This window comes from Ruegeria sp. BG9 (assembly GCF_056538305.1).
The window spans coordinates 56,373-75,368 of sequence record NZ_JBQFSY010000009.1 but is presented as its reverse complement, the minus strand read 5'-3'; the positions used below and the strand labels follow the sequence as shown (position 1 = coordinate 75,368).

At 59.7% G+C, this 18,996-nt stretch carries 19 protein-coding genes; 3 read left to right on the top strand and 16 right to left on the bottom strand.

Features of this window, described 5'->3' with window-relative positions:
* The first annotated feature begins 8 nt into the window (after positions 1 to 8).
* On the top strand, positions 9 to 932 hold the full coding sequence (locus ACR0I8_RS16230; RefSeq protein WP_170691724.1) for an alpha/beta hydrolase: 924 nt from the start codon (positions 9 to 11) through the stop codon (positions 930 to 932).
* 84 nt (positions 933 to 1,016) lie between these two features.
* On the opposite strand, the gene ACR0I8_RS16225 is transcribed toward ACR0I8_RS16230, so the two are convergent.
* From ACR0I8_RS16225 to ACR0I8_RS16165, 13 genes are all read right to left on the bottom strand, one after another.
* Complete coding sequence (locus ACR0I8_RS16225) at positions 1,017 to 1,853, bottom strand: alkaline phosphatase family protein (RefSeq protein WP_170691726.1); 837 nt, start codon at positions 1,851 to 1,853, stop codon at positions 1,017 to 1,019.
* Between the two features lie 142 nt (positions 1,854 to 1,995).
* Positions 1,996 to 3,636: an ABC transporter ATP-binding protein gene (locus ACR0I8_RS16220; protein ID WP_170374802.1), complete on the bottom strand. Its 1,641-nt coding sequence runs from the start codon at positions 3,634 to 3,636 to the stop codon at positions 1,996 to 1,998.
* Positions 3,633 to 4,448, bottom strand: a complete 816-nt coding sequence (locus tag ACR0I8_RS16215) for an ABC transporter permease (protein WP_170375341.1) — start codon at positions 4,446 to 4,448, stop codon at positions 3,633 to 3,635. Before ACR0I8_RS16215 ends, ACR0I8_RS16220 begins: the two co-directional genes overlap by 4 nt.
* Entirely contained in the window at positions 4,448 to 5,404 is a 957-nt protein-coding gene (locus ACR0I8_RS16210) for an ABC transporter permease (RefSeq protein ID WP_170374804.1), read from the bottom strand. The genes ACR0I8_RS16215 and ACR0I8_RS16210 overlap by 1 nt, the downstream gene beginning before the upstream one ends.
* 15 nt (positions 5,405 to 5,419) lie before the next feature.
* Positions 5,420 to 7,006 (bottom strand): ABC transporter substrate-binding protein, encoded by a 1,587-nt coding sequence (locus tag ACR0I8_RS16205; protein WP_170691728.1) that lies wholly within the window; start codon positions 7,004 to 7,006, stop codon positions 5,420 to 5,422.
* A 231-nt stretch (positions 7,007 to 7,237) separates the two neighbouring features.
* Complete coding sequence (locus ACR0I8_RS16200) at positions 7,238 to 8,341, bottom strand: DUF4147 domain-containing protein (RefSeq protein WP_170691730.1); 1,104 nt, start codon at positions 8,339 to 8,341, stop codon at positions 7,238 to 7,240.
* Entirely contained in the window at positions 8,341 to 8,778 is a 438-nt protein-coding gene (dtd, locus tag ACR0I8_RS16195; protein WP_170691732.1) for a D-aminoacyl-tRNA deacylase, read from the bottom strand. The genes ACR0I8_RS16200 and dtd overlap by 1 nt, the downstream gene beginning before the upstream one ends.
* A gap of 114 nt (positions 8,779 to 8,892) precedes the next feature.
* The gene (locus ACR0I8_RS16190) at positions 8,893 to 9,981 is read right to left on the bottom strand and encodes a TFIIB-type zinc finger domain-containing protein (RefSeq protein ID WP_170662124.1); all 1,089 of its coding nucleotides are present in this window, start codon (positions 9,979 to 9,981) and stop codon (positions 8,893 to 8,895) included.
* An 18-nt stretch (positions 9,982 to 9,999) separates the two neighbouring features.
* The gene (locus ACR0I8_RS16185) at positions 10,000 to 11,148 is read right to left on the bottom strand and encodes an SPFH domain-containing protein (RefSeq protein WP_170691734.1); all 1,149 of its coding nucleotides are present in this window, start codon (positions 11,146 to 11,148) and stop codon (positions 10,000 to 10,002) included.
* Between the two features lie 22 nt (positions 11,149 to 11,170).
* Complete coding sequence (locus ACR0I8_RS16180; protein WP_480703394.1) at positions 11,171 to 12,127, bottom strand: DUF2927 domain-containing protein; 957 nt, start codon at positions 12,125 to 12,127, stop codon at positions 11,171 to 11,173.
* A gap of 12 nt (positions 12,128 to 12,139) precedes the next feature.
* On the bottom strand, positions 12,140 to 13,330 hold the full coding sequence (locus tag ACR0I8_RS16175; protein ID WP_170374831.1) for a toxic anion resistance protein: 1,191 nt from the start codon (positions 13,328 to 13,330) through the stop codon (positions 12,140 to 12,142).
* 33 nt (positions 13,331 to 13,363) lie between these two features.
* Positions 13,364 to 14,278: a 5-bromo-4-chloroindolyl phosphate hydrolysis family protein gene (locus ACR0I8_RS16170; protein WP_170691737.1), complete on the bottom strand. Its 915-nt coding sequence runs from the start codon at positions 14,276 to 14,278 to the stop codon at positions 13,364 to 13,366.
* 174 nt (positions 14,279 to 14,452) lie between these two features.
* On the bottom strand, positions 14,453 to 15,268 hold the full coding sequence (locus ACR0I8_RS16165) for a pseudouridine synthase (RefSeq protein WP_480703392.1): 816 nt from the start codon (positions 15,266 to 15,268) through the stop codon (positions 14,453 to 14,455).
* A gap of 61 nt (positions 15,269 to 15,329) precedes the next feature.
* Between ACR0I8_RS16165 and ACR0I8_RS16160 the strand changes: the two genes are divergently transcribed.
* Complete coding sequence (locus tag ACR0I8_RS16160; RefSeq protein ID WP_170662116.1) at positions 15,330 to 15,785, top strand: nucleoside deaminase; 456 nt, start codon at positions 15,330 to 15,332, stop codon at positions 15,783 to 15,785.
* On the opposite strand, the gene ACR0I8_RS16155 is transcribed toward ACR0I8_RS16160, so the two are convergent.
* Both ACR0I8_RS16155 and ACR0I8_RS16150 read right to left on the bottom strand, forming a co-directional pair.
* The gene (locus ACR0I8_RS16155; RefSeq protein WP_170691741.1) at positions 15,782 to 16,948 is read right to left on the bottom strand and encodes a M24 family metallopeptidase; all 1,167 of its coding nucleotides are present in this window, start codon (positions 16,946 to 16,948) and stop codon (positions 15,782 to 15,784) included. The two genes, ACR0I8_RS16160 and ACR0I8_RS16155, sit on opposite strands and share 4 nt — an antisense overlap.
* The gene (locus ACR0I8_RS16150; protein WP_170468148.1) at positions 16,948 to 17,640 is read right to left on the bottom strand and encodes a metal-dependent hydrolase; all 693 of its coding nucleotides are present in this window, start codon (positions 17,638 to 17,640) and stop codon (positions 16,948 to 16,950) included. The genes ACR0I8_RS16155 and ACR0I8_RS16150 overlap by 1 nt, the downstream gene beginning before the upstream one ends.
* Positions 17,641 to 17,698: 58 nt before the next feature.
* Between ACR0I8_RS16150 and ACR0I8_RS16145 the strand changes: the two genes are divergently transcribed.
* On the top strand, positions 17,699 to 18,355 hold the full coding sequence (locus ACR0I8_RS16145) for a ceramidase domain-containing protein (protein WP_170691743.1): 657 nt from the start codon (positions 17,699 to 17,701) through the stop codon (positions 18,353 to 18,355).
* Here ACR0I8_RS16145 and ACR0I8_RS16140 read toward each other — a convergent pair.
* Positions 18,346 to 18,909: a DUF4202 domain-containing protein gene (locus tag ACR0I8_RS16140; protein ID WP_170691745.1), complete on the bottom strand. Its 564-nt coding sequence runs from the start codon at positions 18,907 to 18,909 to the stop codon at positions 18,346 to 18,348. The two genes, ACR0I8_RS16145 and ACR0I8_RS16140, sit on opposite strands and share 10 nt — an antisense overlap.
* Positions 18,910 to 18,996: the final 87 nt, after the last annotated feature.

The following is an 18,996-nucleotide window of genomic DNA, read 5'->3' as shown; positions in this document are numbered from 1 at the left end:
GAGGGAACATGGATTATGAACGTCTAATTGATGAGGAAACTTGGGCGTTCATAAGACGCACGGCTGAAAGCTATCCTGACGATGCGGTGGATCTGTCAATCGAAGACCAGCGCAAGGTTTATGACAAGATGTGTCAGGATTTTCGCCAGCCGCGACCCGAAGGGGTGGCGGTGCAGGACCTGTCCGCCAATGGCGTGCCGGTCCGCCTTTATACCGCAGGTCAACCGACACGAACCGTCGTCTATTTCCATGGCGGCGGTTTCGTCGTCGGCGGGCTGGATAGCCACGATGATGTCTGCGCCGAGATTTGCGCACAGACCGGATATCGGATTGTCGCAGTCGACTATCGCCTGTGCCCCGAAAACGTGCATCCGGCCCAGTTTCAGGACTGTTGGACTGCTACAAACTGGGCGGCGGACGAATTTGGCGACCCGATGATTCTGGCGGGTGACAGTGCAGGGGGCAATCTGGCGGCATGTGTCGCTCATCACGCGCGGGGTCGGCTAGAGACTATCTTGGGGCAGGTCTTGATCTACCCCGGGCTGGGAGGTGATACGTCCAAAGGTTCGTATATCGAACACGCGCATGCGCCGTTGTTGACGCTTCAGGATATCAAGTTCTACGAAGCAGTTAGATGCGGGGGGCCAGCCCCAAGCGGCGATCCAACTTTTGCCCCGCTTCAGGATAGCGACTTCTCGAGCTTGCCGCCGACCGTTGTCATCACCGCCGATTGCGACCCTCTCAGGGATGATGGATCAGACTATTGTGCCGCGATCCAGTCTGCTGGAGGACGCGCTGAGTGGATCAACGAACCGGGCCTTGTCCACGGTTATCTGCGCGCCCGAACCTCGGTCAAGCGCGCGGCAGATAGTTTTGAACGGATTTCCATCGCCATTGAGGCGCTAGGGCAGGGGATCTGGTCCTACGACTAACCCATCTCGGGTCCAGTATAGAAAAGGAATGCCCTGTCCTGTTCAAGACATTCCTGTCGCGGATGAACTCGCGTAGCGTCCTGATCAGCTCAGGAACGGCTTAGCCTTCATCGTTTCTGCCAGCGGCGCGCCCATACGTGTTAGGATGGTAGGGGCGAGCTGCAGCTGATCGATCACCGTATCGGCCTCGGGGCCTTCTGCGTCGCCAAAGTAGTAGAGCGCGGTTTCCTGTTGCAACGGGCTCCGCCCGCCGTGGTGGCCGCGTTCATCCTGACCGTGATCGGCGGTGACGATGACCTCATAGCCCAGTTTACGCCAATTCGGAATGAAAGGGGCCAGCATTTCGTCCGTTACGAAACAGGCGTGGTCCATTTCCTCGCAATCGTGGAAGAAGCGATGACCCATGCTGTCCAAGGTGCAGGTGTGCAGGATACCATAGTCCAACCCATGGCGCAGGCAAAGGTTCGTCAGCGTGGCAAACAGATCGACGTCACAGGGCGTCATCTGGTTGGCCTTGCCATAGCCGGTCATGCTGTGGAACCGCCCGTGATTGATGGTCTTACTGTCCGGCTCGTCATACTCCACGTCGCGCACATAGTCGAATGGATGACGGTTGAAGAATTGTGACCAATAGCTGTGTGTGACGGCTCCAGTCACGCCCCCGGCCTCGCGAACCTGACTGAACACGTCCTTATGGCTCAGGCGGAAAACATTGCCGTTGCCGGTGCAGCCATGCTCCTGCGGTGTCACGCCCGTATGGATCGAGGCATAGCAACTGGCCGAAGTCGATGGCAGGACCGAGCGGAGTTTCCACACGCGGGCCTCACCACTATCGACCCAACCTTCGAGGTTGCCGAACAACCGGCGGAAGTTGCGCCACGGGACGCCGTCCAGAATGATGAGGAGGAGTTTGCGGTCCATGATCCGACCCTTTTCGAGAGTGTTTCCGGCGACCCTAGAAGATTCGTTGCGCTTGGGCTGCCCATTCCCGCCCCGAATAGCAAAATCCCGACACCTGTTTGTGACACGTGCCGGGATTTCATAGCGTTGGTTGGGGCAGGGGTCAGTTCCCGGCCGCCTCCATCTTGCGGTTGGCTACGACTTTTTCCAGCCAGCCAAGCTCCATCTCGGGGACCGAGCTGAGCAGCAGGTCGGTGTAGTCGTCGAACGGCGGGCTAAGCACCTGAGACTTCGAGCCATAGCGCGCGACGCGACCCTGATACATCACCGCGATGCTGTCGCTGATCGCGCGGACCGTCGCAAGATCATGGGTGATGAACAGGTAGGCCACATCCTCGATCTTCTGCAGGTCCAACAGCAGCTTTAGGATGCCGTCTGCCACAAGTGGGTCAAGGGCCGAGGTAACCTCGTCGCAGATGATCATCTTGGGCTTGGCCGCCAGTGACCGCGCGATACAGACACGCTGTTTTTGCCCACCGGAGAGTTCCGCCGGGTAGCGATCAATGAACTTCTCGCCCAGTTCGATCTCATCCAGCAGCTCGACGACGCGTTTGCGTTTCTCGGCTCCGCGCATGTTGAAGTAGAACTCCAACGGGCGGCCGATGATCGTGCCGACGGTCTGACGCGGGTTCATCGCCGTGTCCGCCATCTGATAGATCATCTGCAGCTCACGCAGGTCTTCGCGCGTGCGGCCCTTAAGATCCGAGCTCAGCTTACGCCCGTTGAAGGTGATCTCACCCTCACGTGCGGGCAGCAGGCCGGTGATAACGCGCGCCAGCGTGGACTTGCCCGAGCCGGATTCGCCCACGACCGCCAAAGTCTGCCCCGGATAGAGCTCAACATTGACGTTGTGCAGAACATCGAAGTTCAGACCCTTGTAGCGCGCGGTAATACCGTCGACCTGAAGAACCGGCTCCGCAGTCGGCTTTTTCTCTTCGTGTTCGATAGACCGGACCGAGACCAGGGCCTTGGTATAGTCTTCCTGCGGGTTGTTGATGATCTGATCGGTATTGCCGTACTCGACGGTGTCGCCCATCCGCAGAACCATGATATCGTCGCTGACCTGCGCCACAACCGCAAGGTCGTGGGTGATGTAGAGCGCAGCGACGCCGGTATCTGCAATGGCTTCCTTGATCGCCATCAGAACGTCGATCTGGGTGGTCACGTCCAAGGCCGTAGTGGGTTCGTCAAACACCACCAGATCAGGTTCCGGGCACAGGGCCAGCGCGGTCATGCAACGTTGCAGCTGACCACCGGAAACCTGGTGCGGGTAGCGACTGCCGATATTGTCCGGATCGGGCAGGCCCAGCTTGGCGAAGAGTTCACGCGCACGGGCCTCGGCCTGTTTGCGGGTGAATTTCTTCTGCTCGACCGCCGCTTCGACGACCTGATCCATGATCCTTTTGGCAGGGTTGAACGATGCGGCGGCGGATTGGGACACATAGGTGACCTCACCCCCACGCAGCTTGCGGATATCCCCATGAGATGTCTTGAGGATATCGCGGCCGTTTACCCAGACCTCGCCGCCGGTGATCTTCACGCCACCCCGGCCATAGGCCATCGAAGCCAGACCGATGGTGGATTTACCGGCACCGGATTCACCGATCAACCCCAACACCTTGCCGCGTTCGAGGTCAAAGCTGACCCCGTGCACGATTTCGATGTCATGGGGCTTCTCGCCCGGCGGATAAACGGTCGCGCCGATTTTGAGGTCGCGGACCTTGAGAAGGATATCGTCGCTCATCCCCGGCCTCCTTTCAGCGATGTGGTGCGGTTCAGAACCCAGTCAGCCACAAGGTTGACCGAGATGGCCAGCGTCGCGATAGCCACGGCGGGCCACAGGGCAGCACCGATGCCATAGACGATACCGTCTTTGTTTTCCTTCACAATGCCGCCCCAGTCCGCCAGCGGCGGCTGCACGCCCAGGCCCAAGAAGGACAGGGTCGAGATGAACAGAACCATGAAGATGAACCGCAGACCAAACTCGGCCACCAACGGTGACAGAGCATTGGGCAGGATTTCCCGGAAGATAACCCACGCGCGCCCTTCACCGCGCAGTTTCGCGGCTTCGACGTAGTCCATCACGTTGATGTCCACCGCGACCGAGCGCGACAGTCGATAGGGGCGGGTTGCGTCCAGCAGACCCATCACAAGGATCAGGATCGGAACGGTCACCGGAACGATGGCCAGAATAACCAGCGCCAGGATCAGGGTCGGGATCGACATGATCAGGTCAACAGTCCGGCTGAGTGCCTGATCCGCCCATCCGCCCAGAACGGCGGCCAGCAAACCCAGAGACGTACCGGTCAGAAAACTGAGCAAGGTTGCGGCGGCAGCGATGAAGATCGTCGTGCGCCCGCCATAGATCATGCGGGTCAGTAGGTCCCGCCCGATATTGTCCGTACCCAGCAGATGTTCGGCGCTGGCAGGCTCCCACACATCACCGACGACTTCTGCCATGCCATAGGGCGCAATCAGGGGGGCCGCGATGGCCACAAAGAAATAGGCGCCAGTGAACAAGAGGCCAATCAGTGCCGAAAGAGGAATGTTCTTTATCATTTCGGATGCCTCAGTCTTGGGTTGGCAAGGATCGACACGATATCGGCAACCATGTTCAGGCCGATATAGACGGCCGCGAATACGACGCCACAGGCCAACACGACGGGCACGTCACGTTTGGTCACCGCATCCACCAGATACTGCCCCATGCCAGGATAGACGAACACAACCTCGACCACGACGACACCGACAACCAGATAGGCCAGGTTCAGCATCACAACGTTCACGATAGGGGAAATCGCATTGGGGAAGGCGTGGCGTGCAATGACCTGAAAGGTGCTCAGGCCCTTAAGCTCGGCGGTTTCGATATAGGCCGATTGCATGAGGTTCAGAATGGCCGCGCGGGTCATGCGCATCATTTGCGCCAGAACCACCAGCGTCAGAACGAAAGCCGGCAGTGCAATTGCATTCAGCTTCTGCCCGAAGGTCATGGAATCGTTGATCATCGCCAGGGATGAGAACCAGCCCAGTTTAACAGAGATAAAGTAGATCACCACGTAACCGATCAGAAACTCGGGGATTGAAACGGTTGTCAGAGTAATCGCCGAGATCAACTTGTCGGGCCAGCGATTGCGGAACCGGACGGCCAGAAGGCCCAAGAAGATCGCAAGCGGAACAGAAACGATCGCAGCGACGCAAGCAAGGAATAGTGTATTACCGAGGCGTTTGCCGATACTCTCGGAGATATCGAGTTTATTGGTGAGGGATTGCCCCAGATCGCCTTGCGCGATGCCACCCAACCATTCGAAATAGCGGGTTAGGGCAGGGCGGTTCAGGCCCATCTCTTCTCGTAGGTTTGCAAGGGCCTCAGGGGTTGCGGACTGCCCCAGGACGGCTTGCGCGGCGTCTCCGGGAAGGGCTTCGGTCAGGCCAAAAATCAGAGCCGAAGCGCCGAGCAGCAATAGGAGTCCCAGCGCAAGGCGCTGGGAAACCAGTTTGATGATAGGATGCATTATCCGTTGCCCGAGTTATACAAACCACATCTTGCGCGAGATGTTGCCGTTCATCATTTCTTGCGTCGGATCAGATTCCCAACCGTCCAGCTGGTTGCTGATGCCTTCGACAAAGTCGTTGAACATCGGGCAAATCAGGCCGCCTTCGTTGCGGACCATCTGGCCCATCTGGCTGTAGATACCCTTGCGTTTCTCCGCGTCCAGTTCGGCGCGCGCTGCGAACAGCAAGTCGTCGAAGGCCTGAACCTTGAAGCGCGTGTCGTTCCAATCTGCGCTCGACAGGTACGCGGTCGAATACATCTGGTCCTGGACCGGACGACCACCCCAGTAAGAGGCACAGAACGGCTGAACGTTCCAAACTTCCGACCAGTAGCCATCATTGGGTTCACGCTTGATTTCCAGCGGGATACCTGCCTGAGCAGCGGTTTGCTGGAACAGCGCCGCCGCATCCACAGCACCGGGGAAGGCGCCATCTGCAACGCGCAGAATGATCGGCGATCCATCGTGACCGGATTTCTTGTAGTGCTCTGCCGCTTTTTCAACGCTGAACTCACGCTGTTCGATGGTCTCATCGAACAGTGGGTAAGCCGCGTTGATCGGCATGTCATTCCCGATCGAGCCATACCCACGCAGAACTTTGTCCACCAGATCCGCGCGGTTGATGGCATACTTCAGAGCCGTGCGCAGTTCGTTGTTGTCGAACGGAGCCGTGTCACAATGCATGATGAACACATAGTGGCCACGACCGGCGGTCGAATGAACAGTCAGGTTTGGCGCGCGGCCCAGCAGGTCGGCAACTTTGGGCTCGACGCGGTTCACTGCGTGAACCTGACCCGATTGCAGCGCGGCTGTCCGGGCAGTTGCGTCGTTGATGACAACCACTTCGACGCTGTCGAAGTTGCCGAAATCGCTGTTCCAGTGGTTTTCGTTCTTGGTGAACAGGTGACGGACGCCGGGCTCATCAACTTCCAGCTTGTAGGGACCTGTGCCGATACCGGCTGCCGGGTTCTCCATGCCGCCATCCGGCTGAATGATCAGGTGATAGTCGGCCATCAGATAGGGCAGGTCGGCGTTGGGCTCGGACAGGGTGACCTGGAAATTGTCGCCATCGGCCTTCATCGACTCGATGCCCTTCATGATGCCCAATGCACCGGACTTGGAGTCTTCGTTCGAGTGGCGCTGCATGGTTTTCAGCACGTCTTCGCTGGTCATGGTCTTGCCGTTGTGGAACTCGACCCCCTGACGCAGCTTGAAGGTCCAGACCTTCGCGTCTGCACTGCCTTCGACGCTTTCGGCAAGGCGTGGTTCGATCGTGCCGTCGGGTGCAACTTCGACCAGTTGGTCGCCAAACTGTTTGCCGTTCTGGAACGGGACCGAGCTTGCATAGGTTGCCGGATCCAGCGAGTTGGTCGATTCGCCGCCCTGCAGGCCGAATTTCAGATCGCCACCCTTTTTCGGGCCGGCTGCACGGGCCGCGTCGGCGAACATCGTGCTTGCCATGGCTGCCGAAACGCCAAGAGCGGCGGCTTTGCCCATGAACTCGCGACGGGTCAGTTTGCCTGCCGTCACCTGTTTGGACATGTGAGTGAGTTGTTCGTTCATTCAGAAGCTCCCAGTTGATTGTGTTCGCCCGTTTTCGGGCTTTTTATTGACGCGTGAGTCAACGTTGACGCATTTCAGCGGGTCGGGCAAGTGGAATTCCGTGTCGCAAATGTGCCTTGCCTGACAATACCGTGTTTATCAAAGCCGTCATAGCGCCGTGTCTTCGCGTCCTCCGCTATGACGAAAATGATCTATTGGTTGCCTTGGTCGGTATCGGGAGAATACGTCATTCTAATCCCGAATTGCGACAATCAGGTCCATGACATTGGTTCCCGTCGGCCCGGTCACCAGCAAAGCGCCTGCGTTTTCCAGGAAGGCCCCACTATCGGCGGCGGCCAGCGCCTCGTCCGCGCCTTTGGCCCAAGTGGCGCCAGTAACGACCCCGCCCGCTGCGTTGGTTGGGCCATCTGTTCCGTCGGTTCCTCCGACCACGACCGTGATATTTTCAAGGCCGGAAATCTCATGCGCCAGAGCCAGTGCCAAAGCCTGATTGCGCCCACCCTGTCCGGGGTTTGGGGGCAGCACAACAGTCGGCTCGCCGCCGAAAACCATGACGCCTGATCCCATCTGCCGCAGTTTCTCACCGAGCGCTGTGGCAACAGCCTGATAATCGTCATGCAGGGCCTCTTCATTGGCCAGCACCGACAGACCCGCATCCTCGGCCGCTTCGGCAGCCGCCGCACGTGCATGGGCGTTCGAGGCAATGATCTGCGCTTCGGCCTCGTAAGAGACTTGTTCAGGCAGCGCACCGATGCCCGAGCCGATAACGTTCAGATCATCCCCCGGCACGTCCGAGATCGCCAGAACCGTGACCTTTCGGCCTTTGAGCCGGGACAGCAATCCTCCGCCTTTGACTTGCGAAATCTTGCGTCGTTCCGCATTCATCGACCCGATATCAAGTCCCTCGGAGAGCAGCTTTTTGTTCAACGCCTTCAGATCCTCAAGCGTTTTGCCACCTATCAAATCTTCGGCCAGCGAGGACGCGCCGCCCGACACCAACAGCAGCAGGTGCGCCTCAGACGGCATAGCCTCAACCGCAAGGCGTAGTGCCCTGCCGCCTGCAAGGCTGCGGCTGTCCGGGACTGGATGTGAGGCCTCGATCACCTCGACGCCCTCCGGCAGGTCGCGCCCATGATCGTCCTTGGTGACCACCAGCGTTGGGATGTCTCCGAAATGATCCAATGCCGCTCGGGCCATCGCCGCCGCGGGTTTGCCAACTGCCAGAATCCGATCCGGTTTTGCAACATCGGAGAGTGCTTTGCGGGTTGCCGTGTATCCGTCTACCGCCGCGACTCCGGCTTGCCAGAGTGCGATTGCCTGTTCAGCGCGGGTCATCAATTCTCCATCCAGATTGTCACTGGCCCATCATTGACCAGTTCGACGGCCATGTCGGCCCCAAATTGCCCTGTCTCGACCGCGATTCCGCAAGCGGCGAGGTTCTTGGTAAAGGTTTCATAAAGGTGTTTCCCGACATCCGGCGCAGCGGCCTGCGAGAATCCGGGCCGGTTACCGCTGGCCGTATCCGCAGCAAGGGTAAACTGACTGACAACCAAGGCCGAGCCGCCAATGTCCACAACAGACCGGTTCATTTTACCGGCGTCATCCTTGAAGATTCGCAGCTTGGAGATTTTCGCAGCAAGTTTCGAGGCATTCTCTTCGCTGTCGCCCTGCATCGCGCATACGAGAATCATCAGGCCCGGTCCCGATTGACCGACAACAGCGCCATCCACCGAGACTGACGCTCTAGAGATCCGTTGTAAGACTGCGCGCATCGCTCTCCCCAAATCGCATGCGTTCAGCAGTCGGTTTAGCCGCCGGAGGCCCACTTGTCATCCAGCGTCTTGCGCGTAGTCGGGAAAACGTCTGCCTGTGTGATTTTGCTGGGCTCACCCCTGCGACGTCGCCATCACGTACCCCACGCCTGCTGCCACCAGCAGGCCGAGGACCACCGCAATGGTTATCTTGATCGCAGACCACGGTCGTTCCCCCTGCACCCGGCCAGTGCGCCCGTTGACCACAAACCGATAGGTTTGCCCGCGATACTTATAGGCAGCCATCCAGATGGGCAGCAGGATATGCTTGAACGTCACATCGCGTACATCCGTGTCCACCGCGTGAATACGCTGCCGGTCGCCACCGATGTCAAAGCGCACGTCACGCTCGATCACGCGCGCCATATGTGCCCGCGCCTCGGAATACCCATCGGGCAACTCGACCGAATACGCCTCGGCCCGGAACCCCGCCAGGTATTGCGGCTGGTAGGGTTCAAGTGCGGGCAGATCCCAGGGCTCCAACGCGTCTGTATATTTCTTGGGCAGAGAGCGTGACGCCAACACCAGAACGTCATCAAAGAACCGCGCGACACGACCGGATTTCGGGCTCCAGCGCACTTTGGCCACCTGTTGTTGCACCCGCTTCCCGTCGCGCATGACGGTGCGCGTTTCGTAGTAGACGGTGCCGCGTTCGCCGCGATAACTGGATTTGGTGTCCGCGTCGAAGGTCCAGTAGGGCACATATATGCCCTGCATTTTTCGCCCCTTGCGAGCATAGTCCTTCAGCCCGTTCGGCGCGAACCAAAGCCGACCCAGCCAATCCCCCATCGCCTTATGGGCGGACCGTTCATCCAGCGCAAAAGGCAGGACGCCTTTGGGTTTGATATGCCTGTTGACGCCTGTATCCGTCACCACAGGAGTGGCACAGAACGGACATTCCGCTGCGTGGGTATTCGGGTCGAACTCGACCTGAGCGGCACAGTTCGGACAGGACAGAACCCGCGTTTCCTCAATCTCGCTGTCGGGCAGACGGTCGGCGATGGCGGCGTCAAAATCCAGCTCGCGCAGGCTTGCGCCGCCCCATGGGCCTGAGCCAATGGGTTCGGAGTGGCCGCAATGGTCACAGGTCAACGTGCCATCGCCGGGATTGAACCGGTAGTCCGCGCCACATTGGTCGCAGGGAAAGCGGTGTTCTTCAGTCATCCGTCCGCCTGCTACTGCTTACGCACCCGGCGGAGGCGGGGGCAGGATCGTGAACAGTTGCGCCAACTCCTGCACCTCACCGGCTTTTTTCCAGCCATCCTGACCAGCGGTCCAGACATGTGTCTCGCGTGTCAGTTCTCCGTCCGTGGCCATACGCCCCATCTTGGCCTTCGAGAACGGTCCGCTGGTCTGACCGTCCACCGCGATATGCCATACATGCTCAACGGGCGGAGGGGGCGGCGGGGCCGCATGCACGGATGGTTGCGGGGCAGCGGGGGCAGGCGATCCCCAAGGGCCGCTCGGTTGGCCCGCTGCCATGTTCGCAATCTGATTGGCCATCGCCATGCCCATTCCCATGCCAAGACCGGCACCCATGCCGCCGCCCTGACCGGGGTTGTTGGCTGCTGCCGTCATCGCCTCGGCGGCGGAATACTGGGTGAACTTGCCCAGATCACCCGCCAGTCCCATAGAGGTGCGCTTGTCCAACGCGGCCTCTACCGCAGGCGGAAGCGAGATGTTTTCGATGTAGAACTCAGGCATCTCCAGCCCATAGCCCTCCAACACGGGCGAGACTTCGGCTGCGATCAGTTTGCCCAGATCGGCCGTATTCGCCGCCATGTCGAGAACCGGAATACCGGATCCGGCGATCACGCGGCTGAACTCTTGCACGATGATGTTGCGGACCTGAAAGCTGATCTCATCCATGGTGAATTCACCATCGGTTCCGACGATCTCGACCAGAAATTTTGCCGGGTCTTTCACCCGTACCGTATAGGTGCCATAGGCCCGAATGCGGGTTGGTCCGAATTCCGGGTCTCGCAGCATGATCGGGTTCTTTGTACCCCATTTCAGATCATTGAACCGCGTCGTGTTGACGAAATAAATCTCTGACTTGAACGGAGACTGAAAGCCGTGATCCCAGTGCTGCAAAGTCGTCAGGATCGGCATGTTGTTGGTCTCAAGCATATAGAGACCTGGTGTGAATACATCCGCCAGCTGTCCTTCATGCACAAACACCGCAGCCTGACCCTCGCGGACGGTCAGCTTGGCACCATACTTGATCTCGTGCCCTTCGCGTTCGAACCGCCAGACCATGGTGTCTCGGGTGTCATCGACCCAGTGAATAACGTCGATAAACTCTCCGGTCAGAAAATCGAAAATTCCCATTTGGGTTCTCCTGTCCTTGGGGTCAGAGCGGCTGCCCCATCAATTCACGCGCAATGATCCGCACCACAGGGCGGGCCTGATCGACCGTCACTCCGGGCGAAAGACGCGGATCGTAGAGCATTGTCAGTAGTTTCTCATCATGACTTGTCAGCAGAGCAAACTCGTCATCATCGTTGAAGATCGAGGGCCGCGCGGCGGGGCTGTCATTGGACAGGCCCAGCCCTTGCGCGATCTCTTCGTGAATGCAGCTGCGCCGCACCAGATCGGGCAGTTCCGACCGGATCAGCGTCACCGCACGCACGTATTTGTTCGGATCGTTGCGGGTGGCCGAAGCAATCACAAAACAGTCAAAACTCGCGCGCGGGTTGGCAACTAAATCAAGAGAGGCTTGACTGATGTTGGGCACCAGTTCCTTGAGGCGCGTGACAACATAAGCGCTGTCATCCTTGCCGGCGAAAAACACGTGGAAATTGGCTTTGCGACTAACGGTCGAAATCGGATGGCCAGTCAGTTTGGCCAGCCTTGCGGCATAGGACTGCACCTGATCCGCGTCACTGGTGCGGGTCGCGGGCAGGACCGAGGGTCCGAACTCGGTCTGGATACGAACAGGTCCTGACCAGCGGCTGAGTTGCCCATCCGTTTGCCGCGACCCGAGCGAGACGGTGTGATCAGGATATTCGCTGTAAAAAGCGATGGCCTCAAAGTTCCGGCTCAGGTCGTCGGCGTCATAAGGGGTGTCTGGTCCTCCGCCATCGGTACGCAACAGGCCGCGGGTAAGCAGGTCCCGTTCGATCCGTTGATAGAACCGCGCGAGGTCCTGACTGGCGGCCGAAGGTGGCACATAGGCGTTTGCCGCAGTCGGCGGGGCCGATGGCCGCACCTGCGGAACGACCGAAGAGGTCAGCGCCTCATCGCACCCCGCAAGCGCTAGAAGCCCCAGAACACCAAGGCCCGTTTTGAGACAGGTCAAAGGCCGCACGCCCAGCCCACCTTATCCCGGAACAGCCGTTCCGGCATTGTCGCCGGTCCCGTCACGCCGTGCCTTGGCGGCGGCCAGCGTGTCGCGCAATTCGGCCTCCATCTTCTGAAGCTCTTGCTCGGCGGCTGCACGTTTGGCTTTGCCTTCGTCCGCGATCGCCAGGCTTTCATTGATCGTGCCGATCAGGTCCGCGTTGGCCTGTTTGACGGCTTCGATGTCGAACACGCCACGCTCCATCTCTTCGCGGATCATCTTGTTCGACTCGCGTAGGTTGGCCGCGTTTGAGGTCAGTAGCTCGTTGGTCAGATCATTGGCGTCGCGCACGGCAGCGGCGGCTTCGGCGCTGCGCTGGATGGTGACGGCCTGCGCCAGCTGGGTTTCCCACAGCGGAACCGTGTTGACCAAGGTTGAGTTGATCTTCGTCACCAGAGATTTGTCGTTTTCCTGCACCAACCGGATCGAGGGCAGCGACTGCATCGTCACCTGCCGGGTCAGTTTCAGGTCATGCACCCGGCGTTCCAGATCGTCGCGTGCGGCGCGCATATCGCGAAGCTCCTGCGCTTTCATGACCTGCTGGTCTTCGGGCGCTGCCTGAACCTCGGCCTCTTTCTCGGGGATGTCGTGGCTGTCCAGCTCGGTAAGCTTTTCCTCGCCCGCAGCAATATAGAGCGCCAGCTCGTCATAGAACCCCAGCGTTTTTTCATAGAGCAGGTCCAGCGATTTGATGTCTTTCAGCAGCGTATGTTCATGAGACAGCAAATCGTCGGTGATGCGGTCGATCTGACCCTGAACCTCTTCGTACTGGGCCGTGAACTTGGCAAAAGGCGCGGCGCGGCCCAGCAGTTTCTCCCACCAGCTGCGTTCGCGGCGCACGTCCAGCTCACTGACCGAGAACCCCCGGATCGTGGTGACGATGTTTCGCAGGCTGTCCCCTGCAGGGCCAACATCCTTGTTGCGCACATCCGCCAGCATGGCTTGGCTGATCTCTTGCAATTCTGCCTGCGCGGACGAGCCGAAGGCGACGATCGAATTGGTGTTGCCCATGTCGATCTCATCCATGCGCTTGCGGATCTCGGCGCTGACGGGTTCGTCGGCCTCTTCAAGCGAGACGACCTCGGCCTGCGGTTCGGGCAGGGCCACCGCGGTGACCTCTTGCACAAGTGTTTCGGCCTCAACCGCTTTGTTCTTGATCTCGTCGGACATAGGGGAGTTCCTCGCTCAAATATAAAGGGCCGGTCAGTCCAGCCGGACACCTTCGCGCTGCAGTCTTTCACGCAGCACGTCGATTTCGACCGTTAAATCACTACGGTCATCCAATAGCATTTTGCGCGTACGCGCGGCGAAATTCTGTTCCAGATCATCCAATAGGGCGGAGTAGTCTGCCAAGGCCTGTCCGTCGCGGGTGCGGGCGTAGACATCCGCGAACTTGACGGTCGCATCACGTGCGCCCTGCAGATAGACGGTCAGATACTTCCGTGCGCCCGCCAGATCGCGCGGATCTTCTTCGACCGTGCGAAACAGATCGCGGGCGGTGTCCTGAAACCGTTCGACACGCGCCTCAATCCGGCGATCTCCGGCGCGTTTGATTGCATCCGTCATCTCAGCCAGATGCTTTTCTGCATCATCGACGACGCGGGCGACACGGTCTTGCTGGAACGTGTCGACACCCTCCATCCCCTTGTTTTTCATGGGGTCCAAGCCGAAGGACACGGAATGCAGGGTCGCGGCGGCGGCGCCAAACAGAATCGGGGCTACAAGGCTTGCTTGTGCTGCGGTCTCAGCGTCCAGAAACTCGGTCCGGTAGGACGCGAGCGCTGCCCCAAGCCCGGTCAGAACGCTTGCGAAGATCTTACGAGGGAAGGCTGGGCGACGCGCGGTTTTGCGGGCGTTATAGGCAGCCTCGGCCCGCAACCCTTCGCGCAGCAAAAACGCGGCGGCTGTCAGAATGCCGGCGGCAACAAGGCCCATGGTCATGCCAATCGCGCCATCATTAAGCGACAAAAAGACCAGAGGGATCGCGGGGATGAACAGGATGTTTGCCCGCGCGCCTGCAGGTTCAACCCGAGCATTGTCAAACTGGCCGCGCGGCAGCGGGCTATCCGACGATTCCTGACCCTGAGGGCTGTATTTGCCGCCAAAGCGTTTGGCCATGGCTACAGACCCCCAAGCAGGCCGGTGCAGACGCCAAACAGCAGCACCAGAAGGGCCGCATAGGCCAGTTTTTGCACTCCGCTCCCGGACATTCAGCCCCCCAAATAGCAGCACTCACAGAAAATTTAGGGGATACGAGGGCTTGGCGCTAGGGGGAAGGTTGTCAAACCCGCATCACTTGCGGGGTTTCTTGCCGATCGGAGGGCGTTTTCGCTGCGGTCGGGTCGCGCGTTTCGCCGTTCCTTCGGGTTTTTCACCCCCATCCAGACCCAGCTGATCGCGCAGTACGCGGCGGCGGACCTCTTCAACCTCACCCGGTTTCAGGTCGCCCAGTTGGAACGGCCCGTAAGACACGCGCAGCAAGCGGTTCACGGTAAAGCCGATATCCTCCATCGCGCGGCGGATCTCGCGGTTTTTGCCTTCGCGCAGGCCGATGGTTAGCCAGGCATTCGCGCCCTGCTGACGATCAAGCGAGACGGTCATGGGCTGAAACCTTTCGCCCTCGATCACCAGACCTTTGCGCAGGGGGGCGAAATCCTCGTCCTTGGGGCGTCCATTCACCCTAACGCGGTATTTCCGCAGCCAACCGGTTGAGGGAAGCTCCAGCTTGCGTTTGATGCCGCCATCATTGGTCAGCAGCAACAGCCCTTCGGAGTTTAGATCCAACCGGCCAACAGACATCACCCGAGGCATGCCTTCGGGCAGTTCGTCAAAGATCGTCGCGCGGCCTTTTTCATCCTTGGTCGTGGTCACCAGACCGGTCGGCTTGTAATACAGCCACAGGCGTGAGGGTTCGCGTTCCGATACCGGTTTGCCGTCGACGGTGATCCTGTCTTTGCCGGTCACGTTCAGGGCAGGGCTTTTGATAGCCTTGCCGTTCACACTGACGCGGCCTGCTTCGATCATGCGTTCCGCCTCGCGCCGCGAGGCTACGCCAGCACGGGCCAGGACTTTGGCGATCCGGTCGCCTGGAGGAGGGGTGTTGCTCATGGCAGGGCCATACCCCATCCCGCCCGCTTGCGAAAGGCAGGTTTCTGAGGCAGTCAGGGGCATGGTGTTCAAATCGCATATGGACAAGGCGCTGGCCGAGGCCCGCGCGGCCGCCGAACGGGGGGAGGTTCCCGTCGGCGCGGTGATCGTCGCGTCCGACGGCCGGGTTGTTGCCTCTGCCGGGAATCGCACGCGAGAGCTGAACGACCCGACCGCCCATGCCGAGATACTGGCTCTACGCGCCGCCTGCGCCGAGGCAGGCTCAGAAAGGCTGCCCGGTCATGACCTCTATGTGACGTTGGAGCCTTGCGCGATGTGCGCCGCGGCTTTGGCCGCAGCACGCATCCGCCGCATCTACTACGGGGCGTCCGACCCGAAATCAGGTGGAGTCGCCCATGGCGCACGGGTTTTTGCGCACCCGCAGGCCCATCACAAGCCAGAGGTCTATGATGGCATCGCAGCCGACGAGGCGGCCGACCTGCTCAGGCGCTTTTTCGCGAGCCAACGTGACTACTAGGGTTTAACCACCATCTCACGCGGGATATCGGCCAGCGGTTGGCCGCCCTCCGGCGTCACGACAAAGCTTTCGGTTATCGCCAGCCCCCAGTCCGGAGTCCACAGTCCCGGCATCAGGTGAAACGTCATGTTTTCCTGCAATACCGTGGTGTCGCCGGGACGCAGGCTCATCGTGCGCTCTCCCCAGTCGGGCGGGTAGCTGAGGCCGATGGGATAACCGGTGCGGTTGGCCTTTTCATATCCGGCGCGGGCGAAACTGTCATAGACGCAGGTGGCGACTTCCTCGCATGTGGTGCCGGGGCGTGCGGCTGCCAGAGTGGCCTCAATTGCCGTCAGAACCGCCGCTTCGGCCCGGCGGATGTCATCCGGTGGATCGCCCAGAAACAGACTGCGGCTGGCCGGGCAGTGATACCGTCGATAGCAGCCGGAGATCTCGAAATAGGTGGCCTCTCCGCGCGCCAAAGGCCGGTCATTCCAGGTGATATGCGAAGCCGAGGCTTCACGCCCCGAGGGTGCAATCGGCACAATCGCCGGGTAGTCGCCCGCCAAACCGGGCAGGCCCGTGATGCCTGCTGCCTGCACTTGGGCGACCAGTTGGTTTTTAGGCAGGCCTTCGCGAAACGCCTCGCGCAGCACCCCATGCATATGCGCTGTCAACTGGCCCGCCTTGCGCATCATGTCGATCTCGGCGTCGCTTTTGACCGCACGCTGCAAGTTCACCAGACCCGTGGCATCGATCGTTTCACCGAAGGCGCGCTCAAGAATGCGGTGGCTGGCGGCGGAGTAGTAGTAATTGTCCATCTCGACGCCCAGCCCTCGGGTCCAGTCCCGGTCGCGCAGCACGAGAACCAAAGCGTCGACCGGATGGTGGTCGGGATGCTGAACGTGCTCTTCCGGCCAGTCCAACAAGTCGGGCCGGTCAAGCCAGGTGGTCTGCGCGGCACCGGCCTTGTCCTGCGTGCGCCCCCACCACAGAGGCGCGCCTTGTGCGGGTAGGATCACCATCTGCGGGACGTAGAAGCTCCAGCCGTCATACCCGGTAAGCCAGGCCATGTTGGATGGGTCGGTGACCAGCAGAGTCTCAATCCCGCGCGCGTTCATCGCCGCGCGGGTCTTGCTCAGACGGTCCGCGTATTCCTGCGCGCTGAAATCTGACGCAGGCATCAGAGAGAGATCGCTTTCATGACTTCAGGTTCGATCACGTCCACACCTGGCAGACCGTCGATCAGTGTCTGCGCGGATTGCTCAAGTATGGGGAAGGTTTTGTAGTGGCAGGGAATCACCGTTTTGAAATTGAAATACCGTTTGGCGGCATAGGCGGTGGCTTTCATATCCATGGTGAAATGTCCGCCCGCCGACAAAATGCCGATATCGGGTTTGTAGTAATCCGCCATCCAATCCATATCCGCCATCACATCGGTATCACCGGAGACATAGAGCATACGCCCCTCGGCTGCGATCATGAACCCAACCTCACTGCCGCCGGTGCGCAGCCCGTCTGGGGTCGAGAAGGTCGAGCTGTGCGAGGCAGGCACCATCGTGACCTTGATGCCGTTCAGATTGACAGTTCCGCCTTTGTTGAAGCCGATGGTCTCGATCCCTTCGGCCTCGGCCCAATAACCCATGAGGTCGTACTGACCGACCACCGGCACCTTCAGGTGTTTGGCCAAAGGCAGGATGTCGACGACATGGTCGAAATGCGTGTGGGTCAGAAGGATATGCGTGGCACCTTCGACGGCTGCATCATGCTGATCCTCGGGCAGTGACGGGTTGCCGGTCAGCCAAGGGTCGACCAGCAGCACCTGACCTTCGGTTTCAATGCGAAAGCTGCCATGGCCCAACCAAATGATGTTCATGAGAAATCCTCCTGCGATGCCTATTGGCATCACACTAGCATCCGTTATGTAAAAGTTCATGGATTGGTTTCAGGAAATTGATGGGTATTGCGAACGCCTTACCCCCGCCTATTGGGCCGAGCCGATCAACGCGGTAACCAACGCTGCGTTTCTGATCGCGGCTTTCATCATGTGGCGCAGGGTGCGCGGGCAGGGGATGCCTCTGGCGATGCTGCTGGTTGTGATTCTCGCCGCGATCGGGATCGGCAGCTATCTGTTTCACACCCACGCGCAGGTCTGGGCAGCGTTGGCCGATGTCGCGCCGATCCTTCTGTATATTCTGATCTATATCTTTGCGATCAATCGGGACGTCTGGCGGATGCGTCCGCTGCCCGCCGCGATGGTGACCGCGCTTTTCATTCCCTATGCCGCCGCGACCCTGCCGCTGTTTCAACTGGTTCCGGGGTTAGGGGGCTCCGCCGCATACGCTCCGGTGCCGCTGCTGATTCTGATCTATGCGTTTCTGCTGCGCAATCGCACGCTGGAAACGGCCCGAGGGTTAGCGATTGGTGCGTTTATCCTGATCGCCTCGATCACCTTCCGCGCGTTGGATGAACCACTATGTATGCAGCTCCCCCTTGGCACGCATTTCATGTGGCACATCCTGAACGCAACCATGCTGGGCTGGATGATCGAGGTCTATCGCAGGCACATGATCCGCGCATCTCAGTCCTGAAACGCAGCAGCCAGGTTGTCGGGCAGATCGAACTCCTTCAATACCCGCGCGCGGCCTTCGGCTGACATCTTCCGGGCTGTCTTTTCGACAATACTCTGAATCTTTTCGGCCGAGTGTTTTGCGGCGAAAGGCGCGAAATACCATTTCAGGAACACAAAGCAGATGACATCCTCAAGCGCCTGAACCTCATCATCGCGCTTGATGCCTTGCTTGCGTAGCATGCGACCGGTCGCGTCGATGTCATCCGCGTCGTATCCGGCCTGCTGCATCAGGCCCATGACAACCTCAGCGTGATGGACACCCTGCGCCTTGCGCCAGGCCAGATATCCGGCACGACCTTCGGGATATTCACTGCGCGCCAGCTTCCAGCGTTCAACATGCTGCCCACGGGCGGCAATCTGCAACATGTCCGAGGCGTCAGGGAACAGCCTGTCCATCTCGGCGCTCATGCGCTGGCCATAGATCAGCTCGACCGGTTGGCCGTCTTCGATGTTGGGGTCTTGCCTGTTGGCCGCATCAATCGCGTCCAGAACGGCTTGCTTGCGCGCGCTCATCTTCTGCTCCGTTGGTTCTTGCCGAACCAATCTTACGGTTCGGCGCATCACTCGGTCTACCGTAGCGGGTCGCGTCGAAAAGAGCAG

Excerpts from the sequence above, each read along its gene's own strand:
- ACR0I8_RS16230 (WP_170691724.1), top strand. The coding sequence starts at position 9 with ATGGATTATGAACGTCTAATTGATGAGGAAACTTGGGCGTTCATAAGA.
- ACR0I8_RS16225 (WP_170691726.1), bottom strand. The coding sequence starts at position 1,853 with ATGGACCGCAAACTCCTCCTCATCATTCTGGACGGCGTCCCGTGGCGC.
- ACR0I8_RS16220 (WP_170374802.1), bottom strand. The coding sequence starts at position 3,636 with ATGAGCGACGATATCCTTCTCAAGGTCCGCGACCTCAAAATCGGCGCG.
- ACR0I8_RS16210 (WP_170374804.1), bottom strand. The coding sequence starts at position 5,404 with ATGCATCCTATCATCAAACTGGTTTCCCAGCGCCTTGCGCTGGGACTC.
- ACR0I8_RS16205 (WP_170691728.1), bottom strand. The coding sequence starts at position 7,006 with ATGAACGAACAACTCACTCACATGTCCAAACAGGTGACGGCAGGCAAA.
- ACR0I8_RS16200 (WP_170691730.1), bottom strand. The coding sequence starts at position 8,341 with ATGACCCGCGCTGAACAGGCAATCGCACTCTGGCAAGCCGGAGTCGCG.
- dtd (WP_170691732.1), bottom strand. The coding sequence starts at position 8,778 with ATGCGCGCAGTCTTACAACGGATCTCTAGAGCGTCAGTCTCGGTGGAT.
- ACR0I8_RS16190 (WP_170662124.1), bottom strand. The coding sequence starts at position 9,981 with ATGACTGAAGAACACCGCTTTCCCTGCGACCAATGTGGCGCGGACTAC.
- ACR0I8_RS16185 (WP_170691734.1), bottom strand. The coding sequence starts at position 11,148 with ATGGGAATTTTCGATTTTCTGACCGGAGAGTTTATCGACGTTATTCAC.
- ACR0I8_RS16175 (WP_170374831.1), bottom strand. The coding sequence starts at position 13,330 with ATGTCCGACGAGATCAAGAACAAAGCGGTTGAGGCCGAAACACTTGTG.
- ACR0I8_RS16170 (WP_170691737.1), bottom strand. The coding sequence starts at position 14,278 with ATGGCCAAACGCTTTGGCGGCAAATACAGCCCTCAGGGTCAGGAATCG.
- ACR0I8_RS16165 (WP_480703392.1), bottom strand. The coding sequence starts at position 15,268 with ATGAGCAACACCCCTCCTCCAGGCGACCGGATCGCCAAAGTCCTGGCC.
- ACR0I8_RS16160 (WP_170662116.1), top strand. The coding sequence starts at position 15,330 with ATGGTGTTCAAATCGCATATGGACAAGGCGCTGGCCGAGGCCCGCGCG.
- ACR0I8_RS16155 (WP_170691741.1), bottom strand. The coding sequence starts at position 16,948 with ATGCCTGCGTCAGATTTCAGCGCGCAGGAATACGCGGACCGTCTGAGC.
- ACR0I8_RS16150 (WP_170468148.1), bottom strand. The coding sequence starts at position 17,640 with ATGAACATCATTTGGTTGGGCCATGGCAGCTTTCGCATTGAAACCGAA.
- ACR0I8_RS16145 (WP_170691743.1), top strand. The coding sequence starts at position 17,699 with ATGGATTGGTTTCAGGAAATTGATGGGTATTGCGAACGCCTTACCCCC.
- ACR0I8_RS16140 (WP_170691745.1), bottom strand. The coding sequence starts at position 18,909 with ATGAGCGCGCGCAAGCAAGCCGTTCTGGACGCGATTGATGCGGCCAAC.